General features: G+C 67.6%; 21 protein-coding genes. 5 read left to right on the plus strand and 16 right to left on the minus strand.

Going from position 1 to position 22,827, the window contains the following annotated elements; genetic code table 11:
* From cydC to AC07O3_RS17430, 9 genes are all read right to left on the minus strand, one after another.
* Positions 1-1,713 carry a thiol reductant ABC exporter subunit CydC gene (cydC, locus tag AC07O3_RS17390; protein WP_495339926.1) on the minus strand — a complete coding sequence of 571 codons (1,713 nt, stop codon included), beginning with the start codon at positions 1,711-1,713 and terminating at the stop codon, positions 1-3.
* On the minus strand, positions 1,710-3,398 hold the full coding sequence (gene cydD, locus AC07O3_RS17395) for a thiol reductant ABC exporter subunit CydD (protein WP_495339927.1): 1,689 nt from the start codon (positions 3,396-3,398) through the stop codon (positions 1,710-1,712). Before cydD ends, cydC begins: the two co-directional genes overlap by 4 nt.
* Positions 3,399-3,554: 156 nt before the next feature.
* On the minus strand, positions 3,555-4,667 hold the full coding sequence (locus tag AC07O3_RS17400; RefSeq protein WP_495340066.1) for an acyltransferase family protein: 1,113 nt from the start codon (positions 4,665-4,667) through the stop codon (positions 3,555-3,557).
* Between the two features lie 59 nt (positions 4,668-4,726).
* A complete protein-coding gene (locus AC07O3_RS17405; protein WP_093050722.1) occupies positions 4,727-5,689 on the minus strand; it encodes an NAD(P)H-dependent flavin oxidoreductase in 963 nt (320 codons plus the stop codon).
* A 79-nt stretch (positions 5,690-5,768) separates the two neighbouring features.
* The gene (locus tag AC07O3_RS17410; protein ID WP_495339928.1) at positions 5,769-7,559 is read right to left on the minus strand and encodes an acyl-CoA dehydrogenase; all 1,791 of its coding nucleotides are present in this window, start codon (positions 7,557-7,559) and stop codon (positions 5,769-5,771) included.
* A gap of 74 nt (positions 7,560-7,633) precedes the next feature.
* Positions 7,634-8,566, minus strand: a complete 933-nt coding sequence (locus AC07O3_RS17415; protein WP_495339929.1) for an electron transfer flavoprotein subunit alpha/FixB family protein — start codon at positions 8,564-8,566, stop codon at positions 7,634-7,636.
* Positions 8,567-8,568: 2 nt separating this feature from the next.
* A complete protein-coding gene (locus AC07O3_RS17420) occupies positions 8,569-9,318 on the minus strand; it encodes an electron transfer flavoprotein subunit beta/FixA family protein (RefSeq protein ID WP_097200196.1) in 750 nt (249 codons plus the stop codon).
* Positions 9,319-9,453: 135 nt separating this feature from the next.
* The gene (locus AC07O3_RS17425; RefSeq protein ID WP_093050734.1) at positions 9,454-10,734 is read right to left on the minus strand and encodes a mechanosensitive ion channel family protein; all 1,281 of its coding nucleotides are present in this window, start codon (positions 10,732-10,734) and stop codon (positions 9,454-9,456) included.
* Between the two features lie 46 nt (positions 10,735-10,780).
* Positions 10,781-11,734 carry a histone deacetylase family protein gene (locus tag AC07O3_RS17430; protein ID WP_093080179.1) on the minus strand — a complete coding sequence of 318 codons (954 nt, stop codon included), beginning with the start codon at positions 11,732-11,734 and terminating at the stop codon, positions 10,781-10,783.
* 80 nt (positions 11,735-11,814) lie between these two features.
* Between AC07O3_RS17430 and AC07O3_RS17435 the strand changes: the two genes are divergently transcribed.
* From AC07O3_RS17435 to AC07O3_RS17455, 5 genes are read left to right on the plus strand one after another with little or no spacing between them, the layout of a single operon-like run.
* The gene (locus AC07O3_RS17435) at positions 11,815-12,735 is read left to right on the plus strand and encodes an AAA family ATPase (RefSeq protein WP_093050740.1); all 921 of its coding nucleotides are present in this window, start codon (positions 11,815-11,817) and stop codon (positions 12,733-12,735) included.
* Positions 12,732-13,709, plus strand: coding sequence for a DUF58 domain-containing protein (locus AC07O3_RS17440; RefSeq protein WP_093050743.1), 978 nt, complete (start codon positions 12,732-12,734; stop codon positions 13,707-13,709). The genes AC07O3_RS17435 and AC07O3_RS17440 overlap by 4 nt, the downstream gene beginning before the upstream one ends.
* A 13-nt stretch (positions 13,710-13,722) precedes the next feature.
* Positions 13,723-15,744, plus strand: coding sequence for a transglutaminase TgpA family protein (locus AC07O3_RS17445; protein WP_495339930.1), 2,022 nt, complete (start codon positions 13,723-13,725; stop codon positions 15,742-15,744).
* A 53-nt stretch (positions 15,745-15,797) separates the two neighbouring features.
* A complete protein-coding gene (gene mltB, locus AC07O3_RS17450; protein WP_495339931.1) occupies positions 15,798-16,910 on the plus strand; it encodes a lytic murein transglycosylase B in 1,113 nt (370 codons plus the stop codon).
* Positions 16,911-16,915: 5 nt separating this feature from the next.
* Positions 16,916-17,536 (plus strand): HD domain-containing protein, encoded by a 621-nt coding sequence (locus AC07O3_RS17455; RefSeq protein ID WP_495339932.1) that lies wholly within the window; start codon positions 16,916-16,918, stop codon positions 17,534-17,536.
* A gap of 13 nt (positions 17,537-17,549) precedes the next feature.
* Here the strand turns inward: AC07O3_RS17455 and AC07O3_RS17460 are convergent, their stop codons facing one another.
* Genes AC07O3_RS17460 through AC07O3_RS17490 form a run of 7 tightly spaced genes read right to left on the minus strand, consistent with a single transcriptional unit; the run spans position 17,550 to position 22,826 of the window.
* The gene (locus AC07O3_RS17460) at positions 17,550-18,038 is read right to left on the minus strand and encodes a hypothetical protein (protein ID WP_495339933.1); all 489 of its coding nucleotides are present in this window, start codon (positions 18,036-18,038) and stop codon (positions 17,550-17,552) included.
* Positions 18,035-19,114, minus strand: coding sequence for a beta-ketoacyl synthase N-terminal-like domain-containing protein (locus tag AC07O3_RS17465; protein WP_495339934.1), 1,080 nt, complete (start codon positions 19,112-19,114; stop codon positions 18,035-18,037). Before AC07O3_RS17465 ends, AC07O3_RS17460 begins: the two co-directional genes overlap by 4 nt.
* Positions 19,111-19,386: an acyl carrier protein gene (locus AC07O3_RS17470; protein WP_256328860.1), complete on the minus strand. Its 276-nt coding sequence runs from the start codon at positions 19,384-19,386 to the stop codon at positions 19,111-19,113. The genes AC07O3_RS17465 and AC07O3_RS17470 overlap by 4 nt, the downstream gene beginning before the upstream one ends.
* The gene (locus AC07O3_RS17475) at positions 19,383-20,540 is read right to left on the minus strand and encodes an ABC transporter permease (RefSeq protein ID WP_495339935.1); all 1,158 of its coding nucleotides are present in this window, start codon (positions 20,538-20,540) and stop codon (positions 19,383-19,385) included. The genes AC07O3_RS17470 and AC07O3_RS17475 overlap by 4 nt, the downstream gene beginning before the upstream one ends.
* 5 nt (positions 20,541-20,545) lie before the next feature.
* Complete coding sequence (locus AC07O3_RS17480) at positions 20,546-21,454, minus strand: ABC transporter ATP-binding protein (protein WP_495339936.1); 909 nt, start codon at positions 21,452-21,454, stop codon at positions 20,546-20,548.
* Positions 21,454-22,434, minus strand: a complete 981-nt coding sequence (gene darH, locus AC07O3_RS17485; RefSeq protein ID WP_093080158.1) for a BtrH-related acyltransferase DarH — start codon at positions 22,432-22,434, stop codon at positions 21,454-21,456. Before darH ends, AC07O3_RS17480 begins: the two co-directional genes overlap by 1 nt.
* Positions 22,431-22,826 (minus strand): DarG family dialkylresorcinol biosynthesis protein, encoded by a 396-nt coding sequence (locus AC07O3_RS17490; protein ID WP_093050769.1) that lies wholly within the window; start codon positions 22,824-22,826, stop codon positions 22,431-22,433. Before AC07O3_RS17490 ends, darH begins: the two co-directional genes overlap by 4 nt.
* Between the last annotated feature and the right edge of the window lies 1 nt (position 22,827).

Consider the following 22,827-nt stretch of genomic DNA (forward strand, 5'->3'; position numbering starts at 1 on the left):
TCAGTCGGGGCGCAGGCTGCGCAGTGCGGCGTCGAAGGCTTCAGTGCCGCGCCGCAGGTCGGCGACGATGCAGCCCTGGCGCATGCACACGAGGCGGTCGGCGAGCGCGGCTTCGCGGCGCAGGTGAGTGGCGATCAGCAAGGTGCGTGGGCCTGCGTGTCGGGCGAGACGTTGCAGCACGTCGTGTGCGGTGGCGGCGTCGAGCGCTTCGGTGGGTTCGTCGAGCAGCCAGAGGGGCACCGGGCGCAGCAGCAGGCGGGCCAGCGCGAGGCGGCGCGACTGGCCGCCGGAGAGGCCCAGGCCGCCTTCGCCGAGTCGGGTGTCGAGGCCTGTGGCCAATGCGCGCACTTCGTCTTCGAGGCCTGCCGCGTGCAGTACGGCGTGCAGTTTGTCGTCGGTGGCGTTGGGCGCGGCGAGGCGGAGGTTGTCGCGCAGGCTGTCCTGGAAGAGTTCGGTGCGTTGGGTCAGAAGGCATGCGGGCTGTGCGCTCTTGCTGCCGGACTGCGGCGTGATTTCGCCTGCAATGGCGGCGAGCAGCGTCGACTTGCCTGCGCCGCTCGCGCCGATCAATGCGACGCGCTCGCCTGCGTTCAGGGTCAATGTCACGTCGCTCAGGACGGGTGTGCGGCTGCCATCGTGGACCACGGTGACGCGCTTCAGTTGCAATGCGAGCGTCGCATCTGGTTCGTTCGCCGTTGAGGTTGAGGCGGACTCCTCGCTCATGCGCGGTGCAAGACGCCGCACCGCCAGCCACGTGCGGCCCGCATCGAGCGCACCGCGGCGCAAGGCCGCGAAGGGCTCGGTGGCAGTGAGCGCCACCAGCAGCGCCAGTGCCGCCGCCGGCGCGCCGATGACGCCCTCGCCCACCAGCAGGCCGACGGCAAGCAGCACGCCGACGAGGGTCAGGGTGCCCGCGCTGCCATAGGCGAAACCGGCCGCCGCTTCGAGCTTGTTCAATGCCAGGTCGGCCTTTGCGAGATGCATGTCGGCGTTCATCAACGCCTGGCGCTGCGCGCCGATGCGGCCGGCCATCACCAGATCGGTCTGCCCTGCCACCAGATCGACTGCGCGTGCGCGCAGCGCCTCGATGGCATGCGCCCGCTGCACGGCCGGCCGGCGTGCTCGCCTTGCGACGACGAACGCGATGCCCCAGCCGACGGTCACGAGCCAGAGCATCAGCGCGAGGCCCATGGCGACATGCATGAAGCCGAGCACCACGCCGGCCAGCAATGCCGCACCCAGCGCTGCGGCGGCTGGCACGAGCAGGCGAAGGTAGAGCGATTCCAGCGCGTCGATGTCCGCCGTCAAACGAAACAGCAGGCGGGCCGGGCGCATCAGCAACTCGCGCGCCGCCTCGGCCTTTGCCCAGCCGCGGAACAGGCGAACGCGCAGCGCTGCGAGCACGGCGAAGGTCGCGTCGTGCGTCACAAGCCGCTCCCCATAGCGCGATGCCGTACGACCGAGTGCCAGCAGGCGAATGCCGGCGGAGGGCATGAACACGTCGAAGGTGAAGGCGGTGGCCGCGTGCAGGCCGGCCAACGCGGTCGCGGTGATGAACCAGCCCGAGAGGCCGAGTAGCGCCATTCCTGCGAGCACGGTGACTGCGGCGAGCAGGCAGCCGAGCAGAAGAGGACGTGGCTGCGCGGCGAGGAAGGGGCGCAGGACCAGGCGCAGATCGCGCCAATTCGTGGCGTGGGTTGGCGTCGCCTTCATGCGGCCTTCTCCAGCGCTTCTGCGCCGAGGTTCACCGCGCGGTCCATGCGAGCCGCCAGCACCGGGTCGTGCGTGGCGACGACGAGGGTCTTGCCGCGCGCCAGTGCCACCAGAGCGTCGGCGACGCGCTCAGCGGTTTCGGTGTCGAGGTGCGCCGTTGGTTCGTCTACCAGCAGCAGATCGGCGTGCGGATGCACCGCGATGCGCGCGAGGGCAAGTCGCACGGCTTCTCCACCAGACAGGCCATGGCCACCCTCGCCTAGCGTCACGCCGGGATGCGCCTGCGTCACGGCTTCGAGCGATGCGAAGCGCATGGCTTCGGCGACCTGTGGGGTGTCCACGCCCACGCGCCCCAATGCGACGTTGGTTTCGACCGAGCCAGCGAAGACGTGCGGCGCCTGGCCCATCCACGTCATGCGCTGGCGCAGCGCCGCCACGGTGTGGTCCGTGAGCGCCACGCCGCCGATCGAGATCTCGCCGCGCGTGGCGGGCACGAGGCCTGCGAGTATTGAGAGCAATGCAGTCTTGCCAGAGCCGCTGGGGCCCATCAGCGCAATGTGTTCACCTGCCGCGATGCGAAGCTCGTAGCCTTCGAAGACCTCTTGCTGCTCGCCGGGCCAGGAGAAATGCAGGTTGTGGATGGCGATGGTCGGCGCGCCGCCTGGCACGCCCGTCGCGGCGCGCGTCAGCGAGGCGTTCGCACCAGGCAGCGGCAGGTCGTTGCGCTGCAAGCGGTCGAGTGCCTCCAGCGCCGCTTCACCTGCAGCCCGGTCATGCCAGACCGCCGACAGCTCTCGCAGGGGCTCGAAGAACGCCGGCGCCAGCAACAGCACGAACAGCCCCTCGCCCAGGCTCAGCGTCCGGCCCCAAGCGCCGAAGCCGAGCGAGCCCAGCAGGTGAAAGCCGACGTACGCGGCCACCATCGCCACGCCCAGCGCCGAGAAAAGCTCCAGCACGGCTGACGAGAGAAACGCGATGCGCAGCACCGCCATCGTCCGCCGGCGCAGGGATTGCGCTGCATCGCCCAGCCGCTGCGCCGTGGTCTCCACCGCATCTAGCGCACGCAGTGTCGCCAGCCCGCGAAGCCGGTCGAGCAGGAAGGCGTTCATGCCGCCCATCTCCACCATCTGCGCTTCGCTCGCAGCCTTGGCGCGCCAGCCGACGATGGCCATGAAGACCGGAATGAGCGGCGCCGCGAGCAGCAGCACCAGCGCGGCCACCCATGAAAAGGCGGCCACCGCGCACAGGATGAAGATCGGCACCACCGTCGCGCGCCAACGCGCGGGCTGGTAGCGCACGAGGTACGGCACCAGAGCCTCGGCCTGCTCGGCGAGCACGCTGGCTGCGAGGCCGGAAGGCGCGCGGCTGCGGTCCAGCGGCGAGCTGCCGGCCAGCGCCGTGGCCGTTTGCTCGCGCAGCGCCGTGAGTTGTGCACGTGCACGAGCAAAGGTCCGGCGAGCGCCCCAGGCCTCGCAACCCGCCCGCAGCAGCCCAAGCAGCAGGATCGCGCCGGCGGGCCAGATCACGGCCGCGAAACCGCGCCCGGAAGCCAGTCCCTGCACCGCCATCGCCAGCAGCGCCGCCTGCGGCAGCCAGAACAGCGCCGCGGCACCCTGCACCACCCCGCCGACGTCAGGCGACGCGAAAGCCCGCAGCGGCGATCGGGATGGCGAGTGCTTGGTCATTCCTTGGTTTCGTGTATTTTCAGTAATTACTGAAATCTCCACAATCATACCGAAGATGCGAGCGACTGACGAGCCCGCAGACTGCACGCTCCGGCGCTCGAGCGCAACCGGGTTCAGGAAGATTCGGCCAGTGCGCCTGCGCGGGCGCCCCTGTCCTTAATGAGAAACGACTAGCCCGGTAACCAGCAGCGCAGCAAAAAGCGTGAACACCGCGCACCACGAGGCCGGGCGCGCTTCCACCCAGCGGTACAGCAGCGCCGCCGCAGCCACCGACAGGCCGAAGGTCGCCACGAGGCCGACCGCGTCGAACCACGCACCGTGCGGCCCGGAATTCGCAACCGCCGCATTCATGGCAAGCAGCACCGGGAAGTGGATCAGGAACAGCGAGTACGACATGCGCCCCAGCCGCAACAAAGGCAGGGCCACGGCAGGCCAGTGCTTAGGCGACAGCCAGTTGCGGCGCTGCGCAATGGCAATCAGCAGTGCCGTGAACAGCGCCGTGGCGATACGGCTGCGCCAGTCGATAGCCAGCGCGCCCGCCCCCACCAGCGTAAGCAATGCGATCGCGCTCTGCCAGGTGCTTGACCGTGTCGCGCGCCCGATCCAGAACACCAGCATGCCCAGGCCGTAGGTGCCGAAGAAATAGAAGGCTGTGTCGTCCAGCCCGGCATTGCGATTGAAAAGCGCCAGCGAAGCCACGGCCAGCCCGAGCACCAGCGCCACGGGCATCCAGCGCGCCCGTGCGCTCAGCGGCGGCGAGCCGCTGGAGCGCTGCAGCATCGTGGGCAGGCCCACCAGTGCCAGCGCCAGCGCGAACAGCTGGAAGTCGATGGCCACGTACCAGACGCCCGTCGACAGCGACTCGTAGCCCAGCAGGTCCTGCAGCAGCAATCCATGGGCGACCAGTTGCCCGAAGGTCGGCGACGCAGGCACAACCTCTTCATCGAGCCACGGCCGCACCACCGCCGCGACCAGCACGCACACAGTGAGCGCGGCGAGGTACGGCATGACCAGCCGCCCATAGCGCTGCAGGATGCGCGTCACCGGCCGCTCCACGCGCAGCATGCCGTCGGGCGCAAGGCTGGCGGCCGCAAGAAAGCCGGCGATGACGAGAAACACCTGCACCGCCAGCCGGCCTTCGTTGGCCAGCCACGAGAAAAAGTCAGGCGCGAGCGCGTACGCGCCTGCCGGCATCGGGCCATAGCGCGAGAGATGGTGTCCGACGATCACCGCACAGGCGATGCCCTTCGCCGCGTCGAGCAGCGGCATGCGCCCCAGCGATGACGGCGGCGCGCCGGCAGCAGGCGCGGCGCCGTTCGCAGTGGCAGTCAAAGCGCGAGCCGTTGCCTTGCTTCCTGGTATTCGCGCTTGAGCTTTTCGATGAAGGCCGCGGCGCTGGCCACTTCGGTCACGGCGCCAATGCCCTGGCCCGAGCCCCAGATGTCCTTCCAGGCCTTGGCCTTGCTGCCTTCGCCGCCGCCGAAGTTCATGGTCTTCACGTCGCCCTCGGGCAGGTTGGCCGGGTCCATGCCGGCCTTGACGATGCTGGGCGCAAGGTAGTTGCCGTGCACGCCGGTGAAGAGGCTCGAATAGACGATGTCGTCCGAACTACCGTCGACGATGGCCTGCTTGTAGTCGTCGCTCGCGCGCGCTTCCTCGGTCGCGATGAAGGCCGTGCCAATGTAGGCAAAGTCGGCGCCCATGGCCTGCGCGGCAAGCACCGCACCGCCGGTGGCAATGGAGCCCGACAGCGCGATGGGGCCGTCGAACCACTGGCGAATCTCCTGCACCAGCGCGAACGGGCTCTTCACGCCCGCGTGGCCGCCGGCACCGGCCGCCACGGCGATGATGCCGTCAGCGCCCTTCTCGATCGCCTTCTGCGCGAACTTGTTGTTGATGATGTCGTGCAGCGTCACGCCGCCGTAGCTGTGCACCGCGTCGTTCACGTCGGTGCGCGCGCCCAGCGAGGTGATGACGATCGGCACCTTGTACTTCACGACCATCTCCATGTCGTGCTCGAGCCGGTCATTGCTCTTGTGCACGATCTGGTTGATGGCGAACGGGGCGGCAGGCTTGTCGGGGTTGGCCTTGTTGTAGGCCGCGAGCTCTTCGGTGATCTCGATCAGCCACTCTTCGAGCTGCGCCGCGGGGCGCGCGTTGAGCGCCGGCATCGAGCCGACCACGCCCGCCTTGCATTGCGCAATCACGAGCTTCGGGTTGCTGATGATGAACAGCGGCGAGCCGATGATCGGCAGCGGCAGGTTCGCGAGTACGGGGGGCAGCTTGGACATGTCGTCTCCGGAGATGGGTTCGGTTTTATAAGAGAGAGAAGCCGCCGTCGCCCGTCAGATGGGCGACAGCGGCGGTGCGTCAGAAGGCGTCGAGCGCCATCGCCGTGACGCTCTCGGCGCCGTCGACGATGCTGTCGCGGATGCCCGGCACCTTGTTGAGGATGTGTTCGGCGTAGAAGCGCGCGGTGGCGATCTTGGCCAGCATGAAGTCGGTGTCGAAGCTGCGCGAGGCGAGGTCCTGCGCAATGATCAGCGAACGCGCGAGCTGCCAGCCTGCCACGAGGTTGCCCGCGAGCATCAGGTAGGGCACGCTGCCGGCGAACACTGCATTGGGCGACGCCTTGGTCTGGCCGGCCACGAAATCGACCACGTCGATGAACGCAAGGCGCGCGGCCTTCAGGCGCTTGAGCACGGCAGCCGCCGCGGGGCTGTCGCTCTTGGCGAGTTCGGCTTCGGTCTTCTCGATCTGCGCGGCAATCGCCTTTGCGGTCTGGCCACCGTCGCGTGCGGTCTTGCGGCCCACGAGGTCGTTGGCCTGGATGGCGGTGGTGCCTTCGTAGATCGTCAGGATCTTGGCGTCGCGGTAGTACTGCGCCGCGCCGGTCTCCTCGATGAAGCCCATGCCGCCGTGCACCTGCACGCCGAGCGAGGCCACTTCGAGGCTCATCTCGGTGCTGTACCCCTTGACCAGCGGCACCATGAATTCGTAGAAGGCCTGGTTCTGCTTGCGCGCATCCGCGTCGGGATGATGATGCGCGGCGTCGTAGGCGGCAGCGGCCACGCTGGCCATCGCGCGGCAGCCTTCGGTGTAGGCGCGCATCGTCATCAGCATGCGCTTGACGTCGGGGTGATGAATGATGGGCGCGCTGGCATTGATGGAGCCATCGACCGGGCGGCTCTGCACGCGGTCTTTTGCGTAGGCCACGGCGTGCTGGTAGGCGCGCTCCGCAATCGCAATGCCCTGCATGCCCACCGCATAGCGGGCCGAGTTCATCATGATGAACATGTATTCGAGGCCGCGATTCTCCTGGCCGACGATGTAGCCCACTGCGCCGCCGTGGTCGCCGTACTGCAGCACGGCAGTGGGCGAGGCCTTGATGCCCATCTTGTGCTCGATGCTCACGCAGTGCACGTCGTTGCGTTCGCCCAGCGAGCCGTCCTTGCCGACGAGGAACTTCGGCACCACGAACAGGCTGATGCCCTTCACGCCCTCGGGCGCACCGGTCACGCGGGCCAGCACGAGGTGCACGATGTTCTCGGCCATGTCGTGCTCACCGTAGGTGATGAAGATCTTGGTGCCGAACACCTTGTAGGTGCCATCGGGCTGCGGCTCGGCGCGGCTGCGCACCATGGCGAGGTCGCTGCCGGCCTGCGGCTCGGTGAGGTTCATCGTGCCGGTCCACTGGCCGCTCACGAGCTTTTCGAGGTACACCGCCTTGAGCTCGTCGGAGCCGGCCGTGAGCAGCGCCTCGATGGCGCCGTCGCTCAGCAGCGGGCACAGAGCGAAGCTCATGTTGGCCGAGTTGAGCATCTCGCCGCAAGCCGCGCCGATGGTCTTGGGCAGGCCCTGGCCGCCGAAGTCCGCCGGATGCTGCAGGCCCTGCCAACCGCCTGACACGTACTGCGCGAAAGCTTCCTTGAAGCCCGGCGTGGTGGTGACCGCGCCGTCCTTGAACGACGAGGGGTTGCGGTCGCCCGCCACGTTCAGCGGCGCGACCACGTCCTGGTTGAAGCGCGCGCATTCCTCGAGGACGGCCTGCGCGGTTTCGAGGCCGGCGTCTTCGAAGCCCGGCAGCTTCGCGATCTCGCCGATGTTGGCCAGGTGCTCGATGCCGAACAGCATGTCCTTGATGGGGGCGGTGTAGCTCATGTCTTGTCTCCAGATACAGCGGATACGAAAAGGGCATCGCGAACGATGCCCTCTGGCTCAGTGCAGCAATGCGATCAGAGCGCCTTCACCAGTTCCGGCACGGCCGTGAACAGGTCGGCCACGAGGCCGTAGTCGGCCACCGAGAAGATCGGGGCTTCTTCGTCCTTGTTGATCGCCACGATCACCTTGGAGTCCTTCATGCCGGCCAAGTGCTGGATCGCACCCGAGATGCCTGCTGCGATGTACAGCTGCGGTGCGACGATCTTGCCGGTCTGGCCCACTTGCCAGTCGTTCGGGGCGTAGCCTGCATCGACTGCTGCGCGGCTGGCGCCCAGGCCCGCGTTCAGCTTGTCGGCCAGAGGGGCCATCACTTCGGTGAACTTCTCGGCGCTGCCCAAGGCACGGCCACCCGAGACGATGATCTTGGCTGCGGTCAACTCGGGGCGTTCGCTCTTGGTGACTTCACGGCCCACGAAGCTGCTCTTGCCGCTGTCTGCAACGCCTTCGGCCGTTTCGACGGTTGCACTGCCACCCGTGGCGGCTGCAGCATCGAAGCCGGTCGTGCGCACAGTGATCACCTTGGTCGCATCACTGCTCTGCACGGTGGCAATGGCGTTGCCGGCATAGATCGGGCGCTCGAAGGTGTCGGGGCTGTCGACCTTGGTGATGTCGCTGATCTGGGCCACATCGAGCTTGGCAGCCACGCGCGGAGCGACGTTCTTGCCGTTGGCGGTCGAGGGGAACAGGATGTGGCTGTAGTTGGTAGCAATCGCCAGCACCTGGGCTGCGACGTTCTCTGCCAGGTTTTCCGCAAGGCTGGGGCTGTCGGCCACGATGACTTTGGAGACTCCGGCGATTTGTGCGGCAGCCTTGCCGGCTTCAGCGGCATTGGCGCCAGCCACCAGCACATGGACATCGCCACCGCAAGCCAGCGCAGCGGTCACGGTGTTCAGGGTCGCGGGCTTGACGGTCGCGTGGTCGTGTTCGGCAATAACAAGTGCGGTCATGTTCAGATCACCTTCGCTTCGTTCTTCAGTTTGTCCACCAGCGTTGCAACATCGGGCACCTTGATGCCGGCGCCGCGCTTCGGAGGTTCCGAGACCTTCAGGGTCTTCAGGCGCGGCTTGACGTCCACACCCAGGTCTTCGGGCTTGAAGACGTCGAGCGTCTTCTTCTTGGCCTTCATGATGTTGGGCAGCGTGACGTAGCGCGGCTCGTTCAGGCGCAGGTCGGTGGTGATGACGGCCGGCAGCGTGAGGGAGATGGTTTCCAGGCCGCCGTCGACTTCGCGGGTGACGGTGGCTTTGTCACCAGCGACTTCGACCTTGGAGGCGAAGGTGGCCTGGGGCAGGTCAGCAAGAGCCGCCAGCATCTGGCCGGTCTGGTTGGCGTCGTCGTCGATGGCTTGCTTGCCCAGGATGATGAGCGACGGCTGTTCCTTGTCCACCAGCGCCTTGAGCAGCTTGGCGACAGCCAGGGGCTGCAGTTCCTCGGTGGTCTCGACCAGGATGCCGCGATCGGCGCCGATGGCCATCGCTGTGCGCAGGGTTTCCTGGCACTTGGCGTCACCGCAAGAGACGGCGATGACTTCGGTGACCACGCCCTTTTCCTTCAGGCGAACTGCTTCTTCAACGGCGATCTCGTCGAAGGGGTTCATGCTCATCTTGACGTTGGCAATGTCCACTCCGGTGCCGTCGCTCTTGACGCGCACTTTCACGTTGTAGTCGACGACCCGTTTGACAGGTACAAGAACCTTCATTGACTTGACTCCATTGGATTGCAAAAAGGGGGCTTCGAGGGCAGCCGGTCATTCTAGGACGCGACCTTTGCGGCCTCTCCGTTCTTCTCATCGGCGCAGGCGCCAAGAAAAAAGAACGATCGTGCTTTTCCGTGATTATAAAACAGCGTTGGGCGGCTGGGCGAGTCCATCCGGTAAAGACTCCACACGCACCACCCGCTGCGGATAGGGAATGTCGATGCCAGCGCCGCGCAGCCCGTCGAGGATGGCGATGTTGATGGCCGAGCGCAGGTTGTCCTTGCCCTTGTCGGGGTCGGCCACCCAGAAGTTCAGCGTGAACTCCAGGCCGTCGGGCGCGAAGTTCATGAGGAAGGCCACGGGCTCCGGGTCGGTCATCACGCGCGGCTGGGCCTTGGCCGCATCGCACAGGATGGTCTGCACCTGCGCCACGTTGCTCTCGTAGCCGACCACGATGGTGGTCGTGATGTTGAACTTGCGGTCGGCCAACGACAGGTTTTCCACCCGGCTGGTGATGAGCGATTCGTTCGGCACGATGGCCTCGCGTCCGTTGCCCGCGCGAATGAGGGTGTAGCGGGTCTTGATATCCGTGATGCGGCCCTCGAAGGTGTCGACCTTCACGTTGTCGCCGATGCGGATCGAGCGCTCGAGCAGGATCACGAAGCCGCTCACGTAATTGGCCGCCAGCTTCTGCAACCCGAAGCCAAGGCCCACGCCGAGCGCGCCACCCAGCACGGACAGCGCCGTCAGGTCCACCCCCACCGCCGACAACGCGAACAGCAGGCCGACCAGCAGCAGGAAGGCTCGCACCGCGTTCGAAGCCACCTTGCGCATCGACAGGTCAGTGACGGCCTCGCGCAGGATGCGTTTTTCGATGGTGCTCGAGATCCACAGCGAGATCACCAGCACCAGCCCCGCCGACAGCACGCCCTGGAAGATCGTCTGCAGGCTCACGCGCGTCTTGCCGAAGGCCAGGGTGATCTGGTCGAGTTCGGCCAGCACTGGCGGCAGCAGCCCGACGATCCAGAGCACCGCCGCGATCCAGGCCAGCCAGGAGACTGTGCGCTCGATCAGCCGCACGACGTTGGACGCCGGAAACACCGCCCGCAGCACTCGCGCAAACAGCCGAATGACCGCCAGCGACAGAAACACTGGCACCGCGATGCGCAGCACCAGCACGGTCTGGAAATCGATCACCACGCGCCGGGCGAGATCGGTGAGCACCAGCGCCAGCAGCGGGAACAGCAGTCCGTCGAAGGTGCTTTCGCCGAACCAGATCGAGTCCTTGGGCTGGTCGCGGCCGAACCATTTGCTCACGGCCCAGGCCAGCGCCACGCAGGCCACCAGCGCAACCAGCTCGATGCCGAGGCCGCGCGCATCGACCTGGGCGAGGCGTTGGGTGAAATCGTTGAAATTCATCTATTGAAAGAAAACGGAAGCGTGGGCGCCATTCGCGCCGGCTGCGTTACAGGTCCGCGAGAACGCGGATGTGGGCTTCCACGCTGCGCGCCAGCGCATCGAGGTTGTAGCCGCCTTCGAGCATCGAGACGATACGGCCCTTCGCATGGCGCCTGGCAACATCCTGTATGCGGCCCGTGATCCAGGCGAAGTCGTTCTCGTTGAGGCCAAGCTGGCCCAGGTCGTCCTCGCGGTGGGCGTCGAAGCCGGCGCTGATGAAGATCATCTGCGGCTTGAATTCTTCCAGCCGCGGCATCCAGATCGCCTCGATCAGCTCACGCACGTCCATGCCCCGGGTGTAGGCCGGGATCGGCAGGTTCAGCATGTTCGACGCCGGGTGCACCGTGCCGCTGTACGGATAGAACGGATGCTGGAAGAAGCCGACCATCAGCACGTTCGGGTCGTTCGACAGGATGTTCTCGGTGCCGTTGCCGTGGTGCACGTCGAAGTCGACGATGGCCACGCGCTCCAGGCCGTGCACGTCGATGGCGTGCCGCGCGGCAATGGCAATGTTGTTGAAGAAGCAGAAACCCATCGCCTGCTCGCGGCAGGCATGGTGGCCGGGCGGGCGCACCGAGCAGAAGGCGTTTTCCAGATCGCCGGCAATCACCGCGTCGGTCGCGGCAATCGCGGCGCCGGCGGCGCGGCGCGCGGCCAGCAGAGTGAAGCGGGTGAGCATCGTGTCGGGATCGACCTGCGCGTGGTCGGGGCCGCCGGCGGGCTCGTCGGCCACCAGGCGCTGATGCAGTTCCTCGAGGTACTCGACGTGCTCCGTGCTGTGCGCCCGGGTGAGCTGCTCCAGGGTGGCCAGCGGCACCTCGCAGTGCTCCAGTGCGTCACCCACGCCGGTAAGCAGCAGGCGGTCTTCGATGGCATCCAGGCGCCCGGGACATTCGGGATGCCCCCCGCCCATGTCGTGCTTCCAGAAGTCGCGATGTGTGAAGTAGCCTGTCTTGCCCATGTGTCTCTGTCGCCACGTCTAGACCTCACGCGGCATGGGGCCGGCAGGTCTTACGGTATCGTTTGCATATGGATACAAATATGGACGTTGCTGCAAAGCTAGCCACTTTGTTAACTCAGCTTAACACGGTGATCGTGGGCAAAGAGGCCCAAGTGCGCGACTGCGTTGCCTGTCTGCTGGCGGGCGGGCACCTGCTGATCGAGGACGTGCCGGGGGTCGGCAAGACCACCCTCGCCCACGCGCTGTCGCACACCTTCGGGCTGCAGTTCTCCCGGGTGCAGTTCACCGCCGACCTGATGCCGGGCGACCTGTCGGGCGTGGCAATCTACGACCGGGGCCAGCAGGCCTTCGTGTTCCACCCCGGACCGATCTTCGCGCAGGTGCTGCTGGCCGACGAAATCAACCGCGCCAGCCCCAAGACCCAGAGCGCGCTGCTCGAGGCGATGGAAGAAAAGCAGGTCACCGTCGAAGGCGAGACCCGCCCCCTGCCCACGCCCTTCTTCGTGATCGCCACACAGAACCCGCAGGACCAGCTCGGCACCTTCGCGCTGCCCGAGTCGCAGCTCGACCGTTTCCTGATGCGCATCTCGCTCGGCTACCCCGACCGCGCCGCCGAGCGCCAGCTGCTCTCGGGCGTCGACCGCCGAGAAATGCTGGCCTCCCTGCCCGCGATGCTGACCGCCGGCGAGCTGACCGCCCTGCAGCAGCGTGTGCAGCAGGTGCATGCGGCCGATCCGCTGCTCAACTACGTGCAAGACCTTATCGCGGCCACGCGCTCTGGCCGCTGGTTTTTGCAGGGACTGTCGCCGCGCGCCGGCATCGCGGTGCTGCGTGCGGCCAAGGCGCAGGCGCTGCTGGCCAACCGCAACTACGTCGCTCCCGATGACGTGCAGGCCGTGCTGCCGCAGACGATCGCGCACCGCCTCACGCCGGTTGGCGACGCAGGCCGCGGCGCCGTCGAGCAGGTGCGCGCCATGATCGCCGCAGTGCCGCTGCCGTGAGCCCTGCAGGCGCCCTCCGCTCGCGCATCGACGGCTGGTTCCTGTCGCGCCGTCCGCCGTCGGACACGCTGGAGCTGACGCAGCGCAATGTCTACATCGTGCCCACGCGCGCCGGATGGACGCTGGCGGCAACGCTGCTGGTGCTGCTGATCGCCTCGATCAACTACCAGCTCAACCTGGGCTACCTGCTGACCTTCCTGCTCGCCGGCAGCGTGGCCGTGGGCATGCACGTTTGCCACGGCACGCTGCGCGGACTGGCCATGCACATGGTGGCGCCCGACGCCCACTACGCAGGCGCCGCCGCCGTCTTCCGGGTGGTGCTGCACAACACGCGCCGCAGCGTGCGCTACGGCATCGGCATGGCCGTGCGCGGCAGCGGGCAATGGGCCTGGACCGACGTGCCGGCCGAGGGCACGTCGACCGTCGAGATCGCATTCAAGCCCGAGCGGCGCGGGCTGCATCCGGTGCCGCCGCTGACGGCGGAAACACGCTTCCCGCTCGGCACGTTCCGCGTGTGGACGGTCTGGCGGCCGGCCGCGCAGATGCTGGTGTACCCCACGCCCGAAGCGCATCCGCCGCCGCTCCCGCCGGGCGAGCCCCTGTCCGGCCCGGCGGCAGTGTCCGCCGCGCTGCGGGCACACAACGCCGGCGAATACGACGGCGTGCGGGCCTACCGGCGCGGCGATCCGCTGAAGCTCGTGGTCTGGAAGAAGGCCGCGCGGGCGCAGGCAGCCGGGTCGGAAGACCTCGTCAGCCGAGACACGCAGCAGACCCAGCGCGAAGAACTCTGGCTCGATGCGCAGGCCACCGGCCTCGCGGACACCGAGGCCCGCATCTCGCGCTTGTGCGCCTGGGTGCTGATGTCAGACCGGCTGGGCGTGGACTACGGCGTGCGGGTGGCGGGCCGGGTCGTGAAGCCGTCCCAGGGCGAAGCCCACCGGCGGGCCTGCCTGGAGGCATTGGCCCTGTGCTGAACGAGACCGTCGAATGAACAGAGTTGCACGCGAACTCGCCTCGCTTCCCCGCGATGCCAGGGACACCCTTTTCCTTCTCTGCGTCATCGGCCTGATCCTCTTGCCGCAGGTCGAGAACCTGCCCTGGTGGTGCACGGCCATCACGGCAATGGTGCTGCTCTGGCGCGCCTCGCTGGCCGTGCAGGCACGCCCCCTTCCCAGCAAGTGGTGGCGCCTTGCGCTGCTGATGCTGACGATCGGCGCCACCTACGCCACCCACCGCACGCTGCTGGGCCGGGACGCGGGCGTCACGCTGATCGTCAGCCTGCTTGCACTCAAGACGCTGGAACTGCGCGCGCGGCGAGACGCCTTCGTCGTCTTCTTCCTGGGCTTCTTCACGATGCTCACGAACTTCTTCTATTCGCAATCGCTGCTGACCGCCTTCACCATGCTGCTGGCGCTGCTGGGCCTGCTGACGGCACTGGTCAACGCGCACATGCCCGTGGGCCGGCCTCCGCTGATGCAGGCCGCGCGCACCGCGGGATGGATGGCGCTTGCCGGCGCACCGATCATGCTCGCGCTGTTCCTGCTGTTCCCGCGCTTCGCACCGCTGTGGGGCACCCCCAGCGACGCCATGGCGGGCCGCACCGGCCTGTCGAACACCATGCGCGTGGGCACCATCGCCGAACTGGCGCTCGACGACAGCATCGCCGCGCGCATCAAGTTCGATGGCGACCGCGCGCCGCCGCAAAGCCAGCTCTACTTTCGCGGGCCGGTGCTGGCGCAGTTCGACGGCCGCGAATGGACCGCGCTCCCGTCATGGGCGCGCGGCGCGCAGTGGTCCGCCAACCTGCGCGTGAGCGGCGAGCCCGTGCGCTACGAAATCACGCTCGAAGCCAACAACCGCCCCTGGCTGCTGACCCTCGACGCCTCGCAGCGCCCTCCCGAGGCTCCCGGATTCGAAGTCACCGGCACGCCCGACCTGCAATGGTTCGCTAACCGCCCCGTCACCGATCTGGTGCGCTACCGCGCCGAGAGCTACACGCAGTTCCAGAGCGGCCCAGTGAAGCGTACGGGCGGCCAGCTCCAGGCCTACCTGGCGCTGCCGCCTGGCACCAACCCGCGCACCGCCGCCCTCGCCGCCGAGATGCGCGCCGATCCCGCACTGGCCAACGCCAATGCACAGGCATTCGTGCAGGCCGCCCTGCGGCGCCTTCGCACCGGTGGCTACACCTACACGCTGGAGCCGGGCGTCTATGGCGACAACACCGCCGACGAGTTCTGGTTCGACCGCAAGGAGGGCTTCTGCGAGCACATCGCCTCGGCCTTCGTGGTGCTGATGCGCAACCTCGGCATTCCGGCACGCATCGTGACGGGCTATCAGGGCGGAGAACTCAACGGCGTCGACAACTACTGGATCGTGCGACAGAGCGATGCCCACGCGTGGGCCGAGATCTGGCAGGAAGGCACCGGCTGGACGCGCGTGGACCCGACAGGCTCCGTCGCCCCGGGGCGCATCGGCCAGACGCAACGGCTCGTGCCGCAACCGGGTCTGTTCGCGGGCGCCATCGGCTCGATGAGCCCCACGCTCGCCCAGAACATCCGCGCCGCCTGGGAGGCCGTGAACAACGGCTGGAACCAGTGGGTGCTCAACTACACGCAGAGCCGCCAGCTCAACCTGCTGAAGAACATCGGCTTCGAAGCGCCGAGCCTCGAAGACCTGGCCTACGTGCTGCTCTACCTGCTGGTGGGCGCGAGCCTGGCCGGTGCCGCCTGGACGCTGTGGGAGCGCAGCCGGCACGATCCGTGGCTGCGCCTGCTGGGCCAGGCGCGCGTACGGCTCGCCAAGGCCGGCCTGCAGCTGCCCGACACCGCCCCGCCCCGCCAGATGGCCCAGGCAGCCGACGCGCGTTTCGGCCCTGCCGCGCAGGCCGTGCGCGACTGGCTGCTGAAGCTCGAAGCGCAGCGCTACGCGCCGGCCACGCCGGACTCGCTCTCCACCCTGCGCTCGGAGTTCCGCCACCTCGCCTGGCCCAGCGCCAACGCACGCGGCTGAAACCACATGTGTCCCTGAAGAGGGGCGGCGCGGGCGGACGGCACAATCGGCCGATGCGATTTTTTCTCCCTACGCCTTCTCGCGCCGCTGCGGCAGCCGCTCTTCTCGCCGCATGCTGCGCCTGGTCCACGGGGGCCATGGCCCAGAAATCTTCCAACGGCCCTTCCAATGGCCGGAATGCAGCCGCCAACCCGGTGCGCGGCAGCACGCCCTACGCCACGCGCGACGACGCGATGCAATTCGCCGACGACGTGGCCGAGCGCCGAGGACTCGACCGCGACTGGGTGCGCGCCACCATCGGCAGCGCGCGTTTCCTGCCCAACGTGCCGCGCCTGATGCTGCCGGGCCCGGTCGGCACCGTGAAGAACTGGCAAACGTACCGCAGCCGCTTCATCGACCCGGTGCGCATCGCGGCCGGCGTGCGCTTCTGGCGCGCCAACGCCGACACGCTGGTGCGCGCCGAGCAGGTGTACGGCGTGCCGCCTGAAATCATCGTCGGCATCATCGGCGTGGAAACCATCTACGGCCGCAACATGGGCAACTTCCGCGTGATCGACGCGCTGGCCACGCTCTCATTCGACTTCCCCGACGGCCACCCACGCGCCGCCGAGCGCCAGGCCTTCTTCCGCGGCGAACTCGAAAGCTTCCTGAGCACCGAGAGCCGCACCGCCGACGATCCGCTCACGCCCCTGGGCAGCTATGCCGGCGCCATGGGCATGCCGCAGTTCATGCCCAGCAGCATGGCCAAGTACGCGGTCGACTTCGACGGCGACAGCCGCATCGACCTCGTCAACAACCCCGCCGACGTGATCGGCTCGGTCGCCAACTACTTCAAGTCCTTCGGCTGGACACCCGGCATGCCGGCCATCTACCCCGTGCATTTCGAGGAAGCGCGGCTGCAGAAGGCGCTGCTGCTGGCGCCCGACATCCTGCCGACCTTCAGCGCCGACAGCTTCGTGGCCGCCGGTGCGGTGCCCGAAGGTGAAGGCATCAAGCACAAGGGCCTGCTCGCATTGATCGAACTGCAGAACGGTGCCGACGCACCGCCAACCTACGTGGCGGGCACGCGCAACTTCTACGTGATCACGCGCTACAACTGGAGCAGCTACTACGCCATGTCCGTGCTCGACCTCGGGCAAGAGGTCAAGGCGGCGATGGAGCAATAGGCACCATGACACCCGAGGCGCTGCACGCGAACTGGACCGACGCATGGCGTGCGCTGGGCGTCGAATCGCCCGGCGAAGCGCTGTGCACCGAGCTGCATCGCCGCTACGGCGAGCCGCAGCGCCACTACCACACGATGCAGCACCTGGGCGAATGCCTCGCGTGGTTCGAGCGCGAGAAGACATCGGCCGAGCGCCCTGGCGAAGTGGCGCTTGCGCTGTGGTTCCATGACGCGGTCTACGACGTGCACGCCCACGACAACGAAGCTCGCAGCGCCGACTGGGCGCGCCAGGCCCTGCTTGAAGCCGGCGTGGACGAAGCAGCAGCCGAACGGGTTCACGCGCTCGTCATGGCCACGCGCCACGACGCTGTGCCCGAGGGCCGCGATGCCGAACTGCTGATCGACATCGACCTGTCGATCCTCGGCGCCGAACGCACACGCTTCGACGAGTACGAGCGCCAGGTGCATGCCGAGTACGCCTTCGTTCCGGATGAAGTGCGCCTGCCGCGCCGCCGCGCGATCCTTCAGCGCTTTCTCGACCGCCAGGCGATCTACGCAACACCGCGGATGCACGCGCAGCTCGAAGCACAGGCGCGCGCCAACCTGCAACGCTCCATCGCCGGCTGACTGGCCTTGCCCGTCAGTCGGGCATCAGCCGCCACCACTCGGAGCGCGGCAGTTCGCCGTTGCGCTCCTCTTCAACGATGCCGAACAGCAGTCCATCACGCGACGCACCCAGCTTCGCCAGCTGCAGCGTGCGCGCCGCATCGCGGCACAGCGCGAAGCTGGCATCGCCCTGCCATTCAAGGCACCGACCGACTTCGGCCAGCATCAGCGCAGGCTGGCTCTGCATGAAGGTGAAGGGCATCGGCAGGCCCGCATCGAGCTGGGTCAGCCCCGCATGCGTGGCGCCCCATGCACCGCGCATGCTGGCAACGCGGATGCGCGCGCCGGCCGGCAGCGCTGCCTCGCCAGCGGTGTCGAGGCAGCAGCGCGCGCCGTACATCGCCAGTTCGGTCCACAGGCCGACGCGGCGCGGCCGGCGGCCGATGCGGCGGGCCAGGTCGTCGCGCCAGTCGACGGGCGGCGGGTGCGCGACGAAATGAGCTGCGGTGCGCCAGGTGCTCATGAGCCGACATCCTTCAACACCAGCGAGGCATGCCCGCCGCCGAAGCCGACCACGTTGAGCAGGATGTTGCGCAGCTTCTGCGGCGCCCGCTCGCTCAGCGCAATGCCGAGCGAGGCGTCGAGCGGATAGTCCACGGTGGGCCAGACGCCACCTTCGATGCAGCCAACCAGCAGGGCCAATTCCGCAGCCCCCGCCGCGCCCAGCGTGTGGCCGATCGCCGACTTGAGCGACACCAGCGGCGGCAGCGGATCGAACACCTGCTTCAGCGCTTTCACCTCGATGGCGTCGTTGACGGGGCTGCCAGCCGCCTGCACCTTGATCAGGTCAATGTCGCTGGGCTGCAGGCCGCTCTGCATCAGCGCGCCGCGACACATCGCGAGCACGGCCGAGGCTTCGGTGCCAGAGGGGTTGCGCCCATCGACCACATTGGCGCCGCCCGTGATCTGCCATCGCGCGGGCTGCGATGTCAGGCGCAATGCAGCCACCGCTTCGCCGAGCACCAGCCCCTTGCGCTGCGCACCGAAGGGCTGCGCGCTGTCTGGCGCCAGCAGTTGCATTGCGCCGAAGCCGGCCACGGTGAAGCGGTTGTCCATCTCGACGCCGAGCACAAGCGCTTCGTCGGCCTCCGCGCTTCGGATCAGGTCGGCGGCGGCCAGCACGGCGTTCAGCGCCGAGGTGCAGGCGGTCGAGACGGTGAACACCGGCCCCTGCCAGTCCAGCGCGCGGGCCACGACACCGGCAAAGTCCTGCAGATCACCGCCTAGCCGCAGATCCTGTTTCTCGTATTCCATGAAGCCGATGTCGAGCGACGACGAGGCCACGAACAGCGGCGCGGTGCGTGGTCCCAAATCACCGGTCTTGTCAGTCTGCGCAACCACGCTGCGCACGGTGCTGCACAGGCGCTGCGTCCAGTCGCCTTCTCTCGACGCCAGCGCGTAGACCGGCCAGCTGATTCCGTCCGCCACGGCCACCGGCGTCGGGGGCACGCCACCATGTCGCAATGAGGCCAGCACGGACGGCATGTCGTCACCCAGCACACAGGCCAGGCCCATGCCGGCCAGGTAGACATCGTTCATGCCTTGCCCGCTTGCGCCAGATGCTCCGCGAGATGGGCGATGGAAGTCATCGCCCGGCGCGTTTCCTTGCTGTCGGGCATGCGCACGCCAAAGCGCTGCTGGATCGTCATCGACACCTGCAGGGCGTCGAGCGAATCGAGGTCGAGCCGGGCCTCGGGGCCGAACAGCGGCTCGTCGTCGCCGAGGCCGCCCGGGGGCGCATCTTTCTCGACGGCTTCGAGCACCATCGCCTTGAGGCTGGCAATGAATTCAGGGGTGACGGTGGTGCTCACGGTGCGCGCCTGCGAAACAGGAAAACGGCCAGAAGAAACATCAGCGCCGCGAACACAACCAGCCGGCCGATCTGCGGCAAGGCATCGGCCACGCCGCCGCCGCGCAGCAGCACGGTCAGCAGCGCCTCGAGCCCCCAGTTCATCGGAGAGATCTCGACCAGCCGCTGCATGAAGCCCGGCATGACGAACTTGGGCACCATGATGCCGCCCGCCGCCGCCATCAGCACATTGACCATTGGCCCGATGGTGGCGGCCTGCGCATGGCTGCGCACCAGGCAAGCCAGCGCGAGCGACAGGCTCACCGCCGCCAGGCTCACCGCCGCCAGCGACAGCAGCAGCGCGCCCCAGTGGATGCCCGCAAGCGACAGTGCATCACCGCCGATCAGCGGCATGAACCAGATGCCGGCCGCGAGCATCAGCACAGCCTGCAGCGCATTCACGCCCAGGTACGGCAACGCCTTCGACGCGAGCAGCATGGTGCGCGACACGCCCAGGCTCTGCAGCCGGCCGAGCGCGCCCGAGCTGCGCTCCTGCACGAACAGGCTGGAGAGCGAGGCCACCACGAAGAACATGCCGAACACCAGCCATGCCGGCACGTTCTGCTGCACCGAGGTCGGCCGCGGGCCGGCGGTGGAGAAGCGCTCGGCATGCACCATCGCCTCGATGGAGGCCTCTGGCGCAGGACTGGCCGTGCCGGGCACCGCCAGCGCGAGGCGCGCCTTGAGCTCGCCCGATGCGCCGATGAGTTCGGCACGCAGCGCGTTGAACAGGTTGGCGTCGATGCCCGGCTCGGTCAGCAGATGGATGCGCGCCTGGGTCGACAACGCGGCAGATTCCAGTTCTTCAGACAGGCCCGGCTCCATCACGATCACGTACTTGAGCGAGCCGTTGCGCAGCCGCGCCTGCCAGTCGCTGCCCAGCGGCTGCGGTGCACCATGGCTGCGCTGCCAGAGCTGCTGCAGCCATTTGGCCGGCGTGGCCGTGTCGCGCATGTCGATGGCATAAGTCAGCTCGGCCAGTGGCGGGCGATAGATGTCCTTCAGCGTGAGCGACATCAGCACGATGAAGACCATCGGCATCAGGAACAGCGCGGCAAGGCCATGCATGTCGCGCACGAGGGCGAGCAGTTCTTTCTTGATGAGCGCGAGGAGCATGGGGTTCAGTCGCGCAGCGAGCGATGGGTGAGCGCCATGAACAGCTGCTCGAGGTCATGGCGGCCGAACTCGGCATGGCGCACTTCGATGCCCGCAGCTTCGAGCGCGGCCAGCACAGGCCCCGGGCCGCTGCCGGCGTTCAGGTGAATGCGCCAGTGCACACCCACCTGCTCCACCGTGCCGAAGCGCGAGAGCATGTCGGCATCTAGCCCGTCAGCAGCCAGCGTGAGCAGCATCGCGTTCTTCGACAGCAGTTCGTCGAGCGAGCCTTCGCGCAGCACATGGCCGCGATCGAGGATGGCGACACGGTCAGCGATCGCCTCGATCTCTTCCATGTAGTGCGAGGCGTAGATCACTGCCGCGCCCTGCTGCGCGAGGCTCTTGATGGCGTCGAGGATGAAGGCGCGCGATTGCGGATCGACACCCACGGTGGGTTCGTCGAACAGCATCAGCTCGGGTTCGGGCAGCAGGGCAATGGCCAGGTTGAGCCGGCGCTTGAGTCCGCCCGAGAGCCGCTCGGCGCGCACGCCAGCGAACTGCTCCAGCTGTGCAAACTGCGTACAGGCCGCGATGCGCTCCTTCTTGCGCGCGCCCGACAGGCCTCCAGCCGCGGCAAAGCAGGCAAGGTTCTCGGCCACGGTCAGCATCGGATAGAAGGCCTGCTCCTGTGGCGCCACGGCAATGCGCGTTGGCGTCTTCGCGCGCACCTGCTGCAGCGGCTGGCCATCGATGCGGATCTCGCCCGACTGCACGGCAAGCGCGCCCGACAGATGCGAGATCAGCGTGGTCTTGCCTGCGCCGTTCGGTCCCAGCAAACCCAGTACGCAGCCCCTTGGCACTGCGAGCGATACGTCGGCCAGCGCGGGCGCGTCGGCATGCGGGTAGCGGTAGCTGAGCTGGCGCAGCTCTAACATCAGGCGACGGCTGCCTTCAGGTCGCGGAAAAAGCTTTCTTCCTGCTGCGCCTGCTCACGCAGCTTCGCAGCCAGCGCAGCCGGGTCGACCGCCTCGCGCCCCTTCACCATGCGCGCGGCCTTGAGCGCGAATGCACGCCAGCCGTCGCCGATGGCGATGAGCCGCTCGGACATCTGCTGCAGCTGCGGTTTGTCGAGCAGCTGGGCCGCCTCCTGCAGAAAGCCCGCATAGATGAAGCGGAAGCCCGCCCCGCCCGTGCCGATTTCTTCCTGCATGCGCACCACGTGGCCGATGAAGTCGACGCTGCGCGGATCGGCCGGCGACAGCTTCTGCATGCGCTTGGCCAGCGTGTGCATGCCGCGCACACCGACGATGGGAATGGGCGCGAGCATGTTGCGCACTGTCTTGCGGATGGCCTTGACCACCGAGGCCGCATCGACGACCTTGCGGTCGATGGCCTGCGGGTAGTACATGAGTCCCTTCGGGGCCAGCACGCCCTTGGCGAAGCGGGCACGTGCCAGGTCGCTGCTCGCGCAACGCACGGGCTCCTCGAACACCGGGTCGCTGATCAGGTAGTCGTCGCCGTCCTTGCCGTACACCAGCAGGTTGTGCGCATTGAAGTGAAAGCGCATGTTCGGCGGAAAGTACGGCAGCCAGTACACCGACGTTTGCAGCCCCACCAGCTGGCCATCGGCCAGCAGCGCGTCGAGCCTCTGCTGCCCTGCCTCGGCGCTGCGGAAGGTCTCGAAGCGGAAGCGCGCGGCCATCGGCGCCAGCAGGCCCTTGATGATGGCCTTGGGCGGCATGCGGTACGAGATCAGCGGCAGGCCCGACAGCTTGATGAAGGGCAGGTACGCGAACGAAATCGCGGACGACAGGCCCAGCGCCATGCTCTCGCTCATCGGCGCGCCGTGGTGGCGCATCAGGCTGGAGATGACGCCGCTTTCGCAATGCGCCGCCTGTTGGTGTTGAAAGTTCACGGCAGGCCTTGCAAGGTGGAAACGGGCAAGCCCAGCGCTTCGCTGTAGCGTGCGAGCTGCGCCGGCGACAGCGCGGCGAAATGGCGCGGCTGCAGGTGGCGCCGCACGCGCCACTGCCAGAAGCCGCTGGTCTGCGAGAGCAGCGCCACGTCCATGCGGCGCTCGTACATCCAGTATTCGAGCGGCGAAGCCTGCCCCGCTTTCACGCGCTCCTTCGCGGCCTGCGCCTGCTCGACGAGCACATCGACCGCATGGCTGGTGACGATCTCTTCCGCCTCCCAGCCGCGCGAAGTGGTGGTGACGACGCGGCCCTGCGCATCGCGGGCGTACATCAGCTTGGAGTGGCCGTCGAGGGTCGCATTGCCCTCCTGCGGTACCGCGTCGAGATCCATG

Source organism: Variovorax sp. GW821-FHT09D05 (assembly GCF_059416325.1).

Excerpts from the sequence above, each read along its gene's own strand:
- cydC (WP_495339926.1), bottom strand. The coding sequence starts at position 1,713 with ATGAAGGCGACGCCAACCCACGCCACGAATTGGCGCGATCTGCGCCTG.
- cydD (WP_495339927.1), bottom strand. The coding sequence starts at position 3,398 with ATGACCAAGCACTCGCCATCCCGATCGCCGCTGCGGGCTTTCGCGTCG.
- AC07O3_RS17400 (WP_495340066.1), bottom strand. The coding sequence starts at position 4,667 with ATGCCGCTGCTCGACGCGGCGAAGGGCATCGCCTGTGCGGTGATCGTC.
- AC07O3_RS17405 (WP_093050722.1), bottom strand. The coding sequence starts at position 5,689 with ATGTCCAAGCTGCCCCCCGTACTCGCGAACCTGCCGCTGCCGATCATC.
- AC07O3_RS17410 (WP_495339928.1), bottom strand. The coding sequence starts at position 7,559 with ATGAGCTACACCGCCCCCATCAAGGACATGCTGTTCGGCATCGAGCAC.
- AC07O3_RS17415 (WP_495339929.1), bottom strand. The coding sequence starts at position 8,566 with ATGACCGCACTTGTTATTGCCGAACACGACCACGCGACCGTCAAGCCC.
- AC07O3_RS17420 (WP_097200196.1), bottom strand. The coding sequence starts at position 9,318 with ATGAAGGTTCTTGTACCTGTCAAACGGGTCGTCGACTACAACGTGAAA.
- AC07O3_RS17425 (WP_093050734.1), bottom strand. The coding sequence starts at position 10,734 with ATGAATTTCAACGATTTCACCCAACGCCTCGCCCAGGTCGATGCGCGC.
- AC07O3_RS17430 (WP_093080179.1), bottom strand. The coding sequence starts at position 11,734 with ATGGGCAAGACAGGCTACTTCACACATCGCGACTTCTGGAAGCACGAC.
- AC07O3_RS17435 (WP_093050740.1), top strand. The coding sequence starts at position 11,815 with ATGGACGTTGCTGCAAAGCTAGCCACTTTGTTAACTCAGCTTAACACG.
- AC07O3_RS17445 (WP_495339930.1), top strand. The coding sequence starts at position 13,723 with ATGAACAGAGTTGCACGCGAACTCGCCTCGCTTCCCCGCGATGCCAGG.
- mltB (WP_495339931.1), top strand. The coding sequence starts at position 15,798 with ATGCGATTTTTTCTCCCTACGCCTTCTCGCGCCGCTGCGGCAGCCGCT.
- AC07O3_RS17455 (WP_495339932.1), top strand. The coding sequence starts at position 16,916 with ATGACACCCGAGGCGCTGCACGCGAACTGGACCGACGCATGGCGTGCG.
- AC07O3_RS17460 (WP_495339933.1), bottom strand. The coding sequence starts at position 18,038 with ATGAGCACCTGGCGCACCGCAGCTCATTTCGTCGCGCACCCGCCGCCC.
- AC07O3_RS17465 (WP_495339934.1), bottom strand. The coding sequence starts at position 19,114 with ATGAACGATGTCTACCTGGCCGGCATGGGCCTGGCCTGTGTGCTGGGT.
- AC07O3_RS17475 (WP_495339935.1), bottom strand. The coding sequence starts at position 20,540 with ATGCTCCTCGCGCTCATCAAGAAAGAACTGCTCGCCCTCGTGCGCGAC.
- AC07O3_RS17480 (WP_495339936.1), bottom strand. The coding sequence starts at position 21,454 with ATGTTAGAGCTGCGCCAGCTCAGCTACCGCTACCCGCATGCCGACGCG.
- AC07O3_RS17490 (WP_093050769.1), bottom strand. The coding sequence starts at position 22,826 with ATGGATCTCGACGCGGTACCGCAGGAGGGCAATGCGACCCTCGACGGC.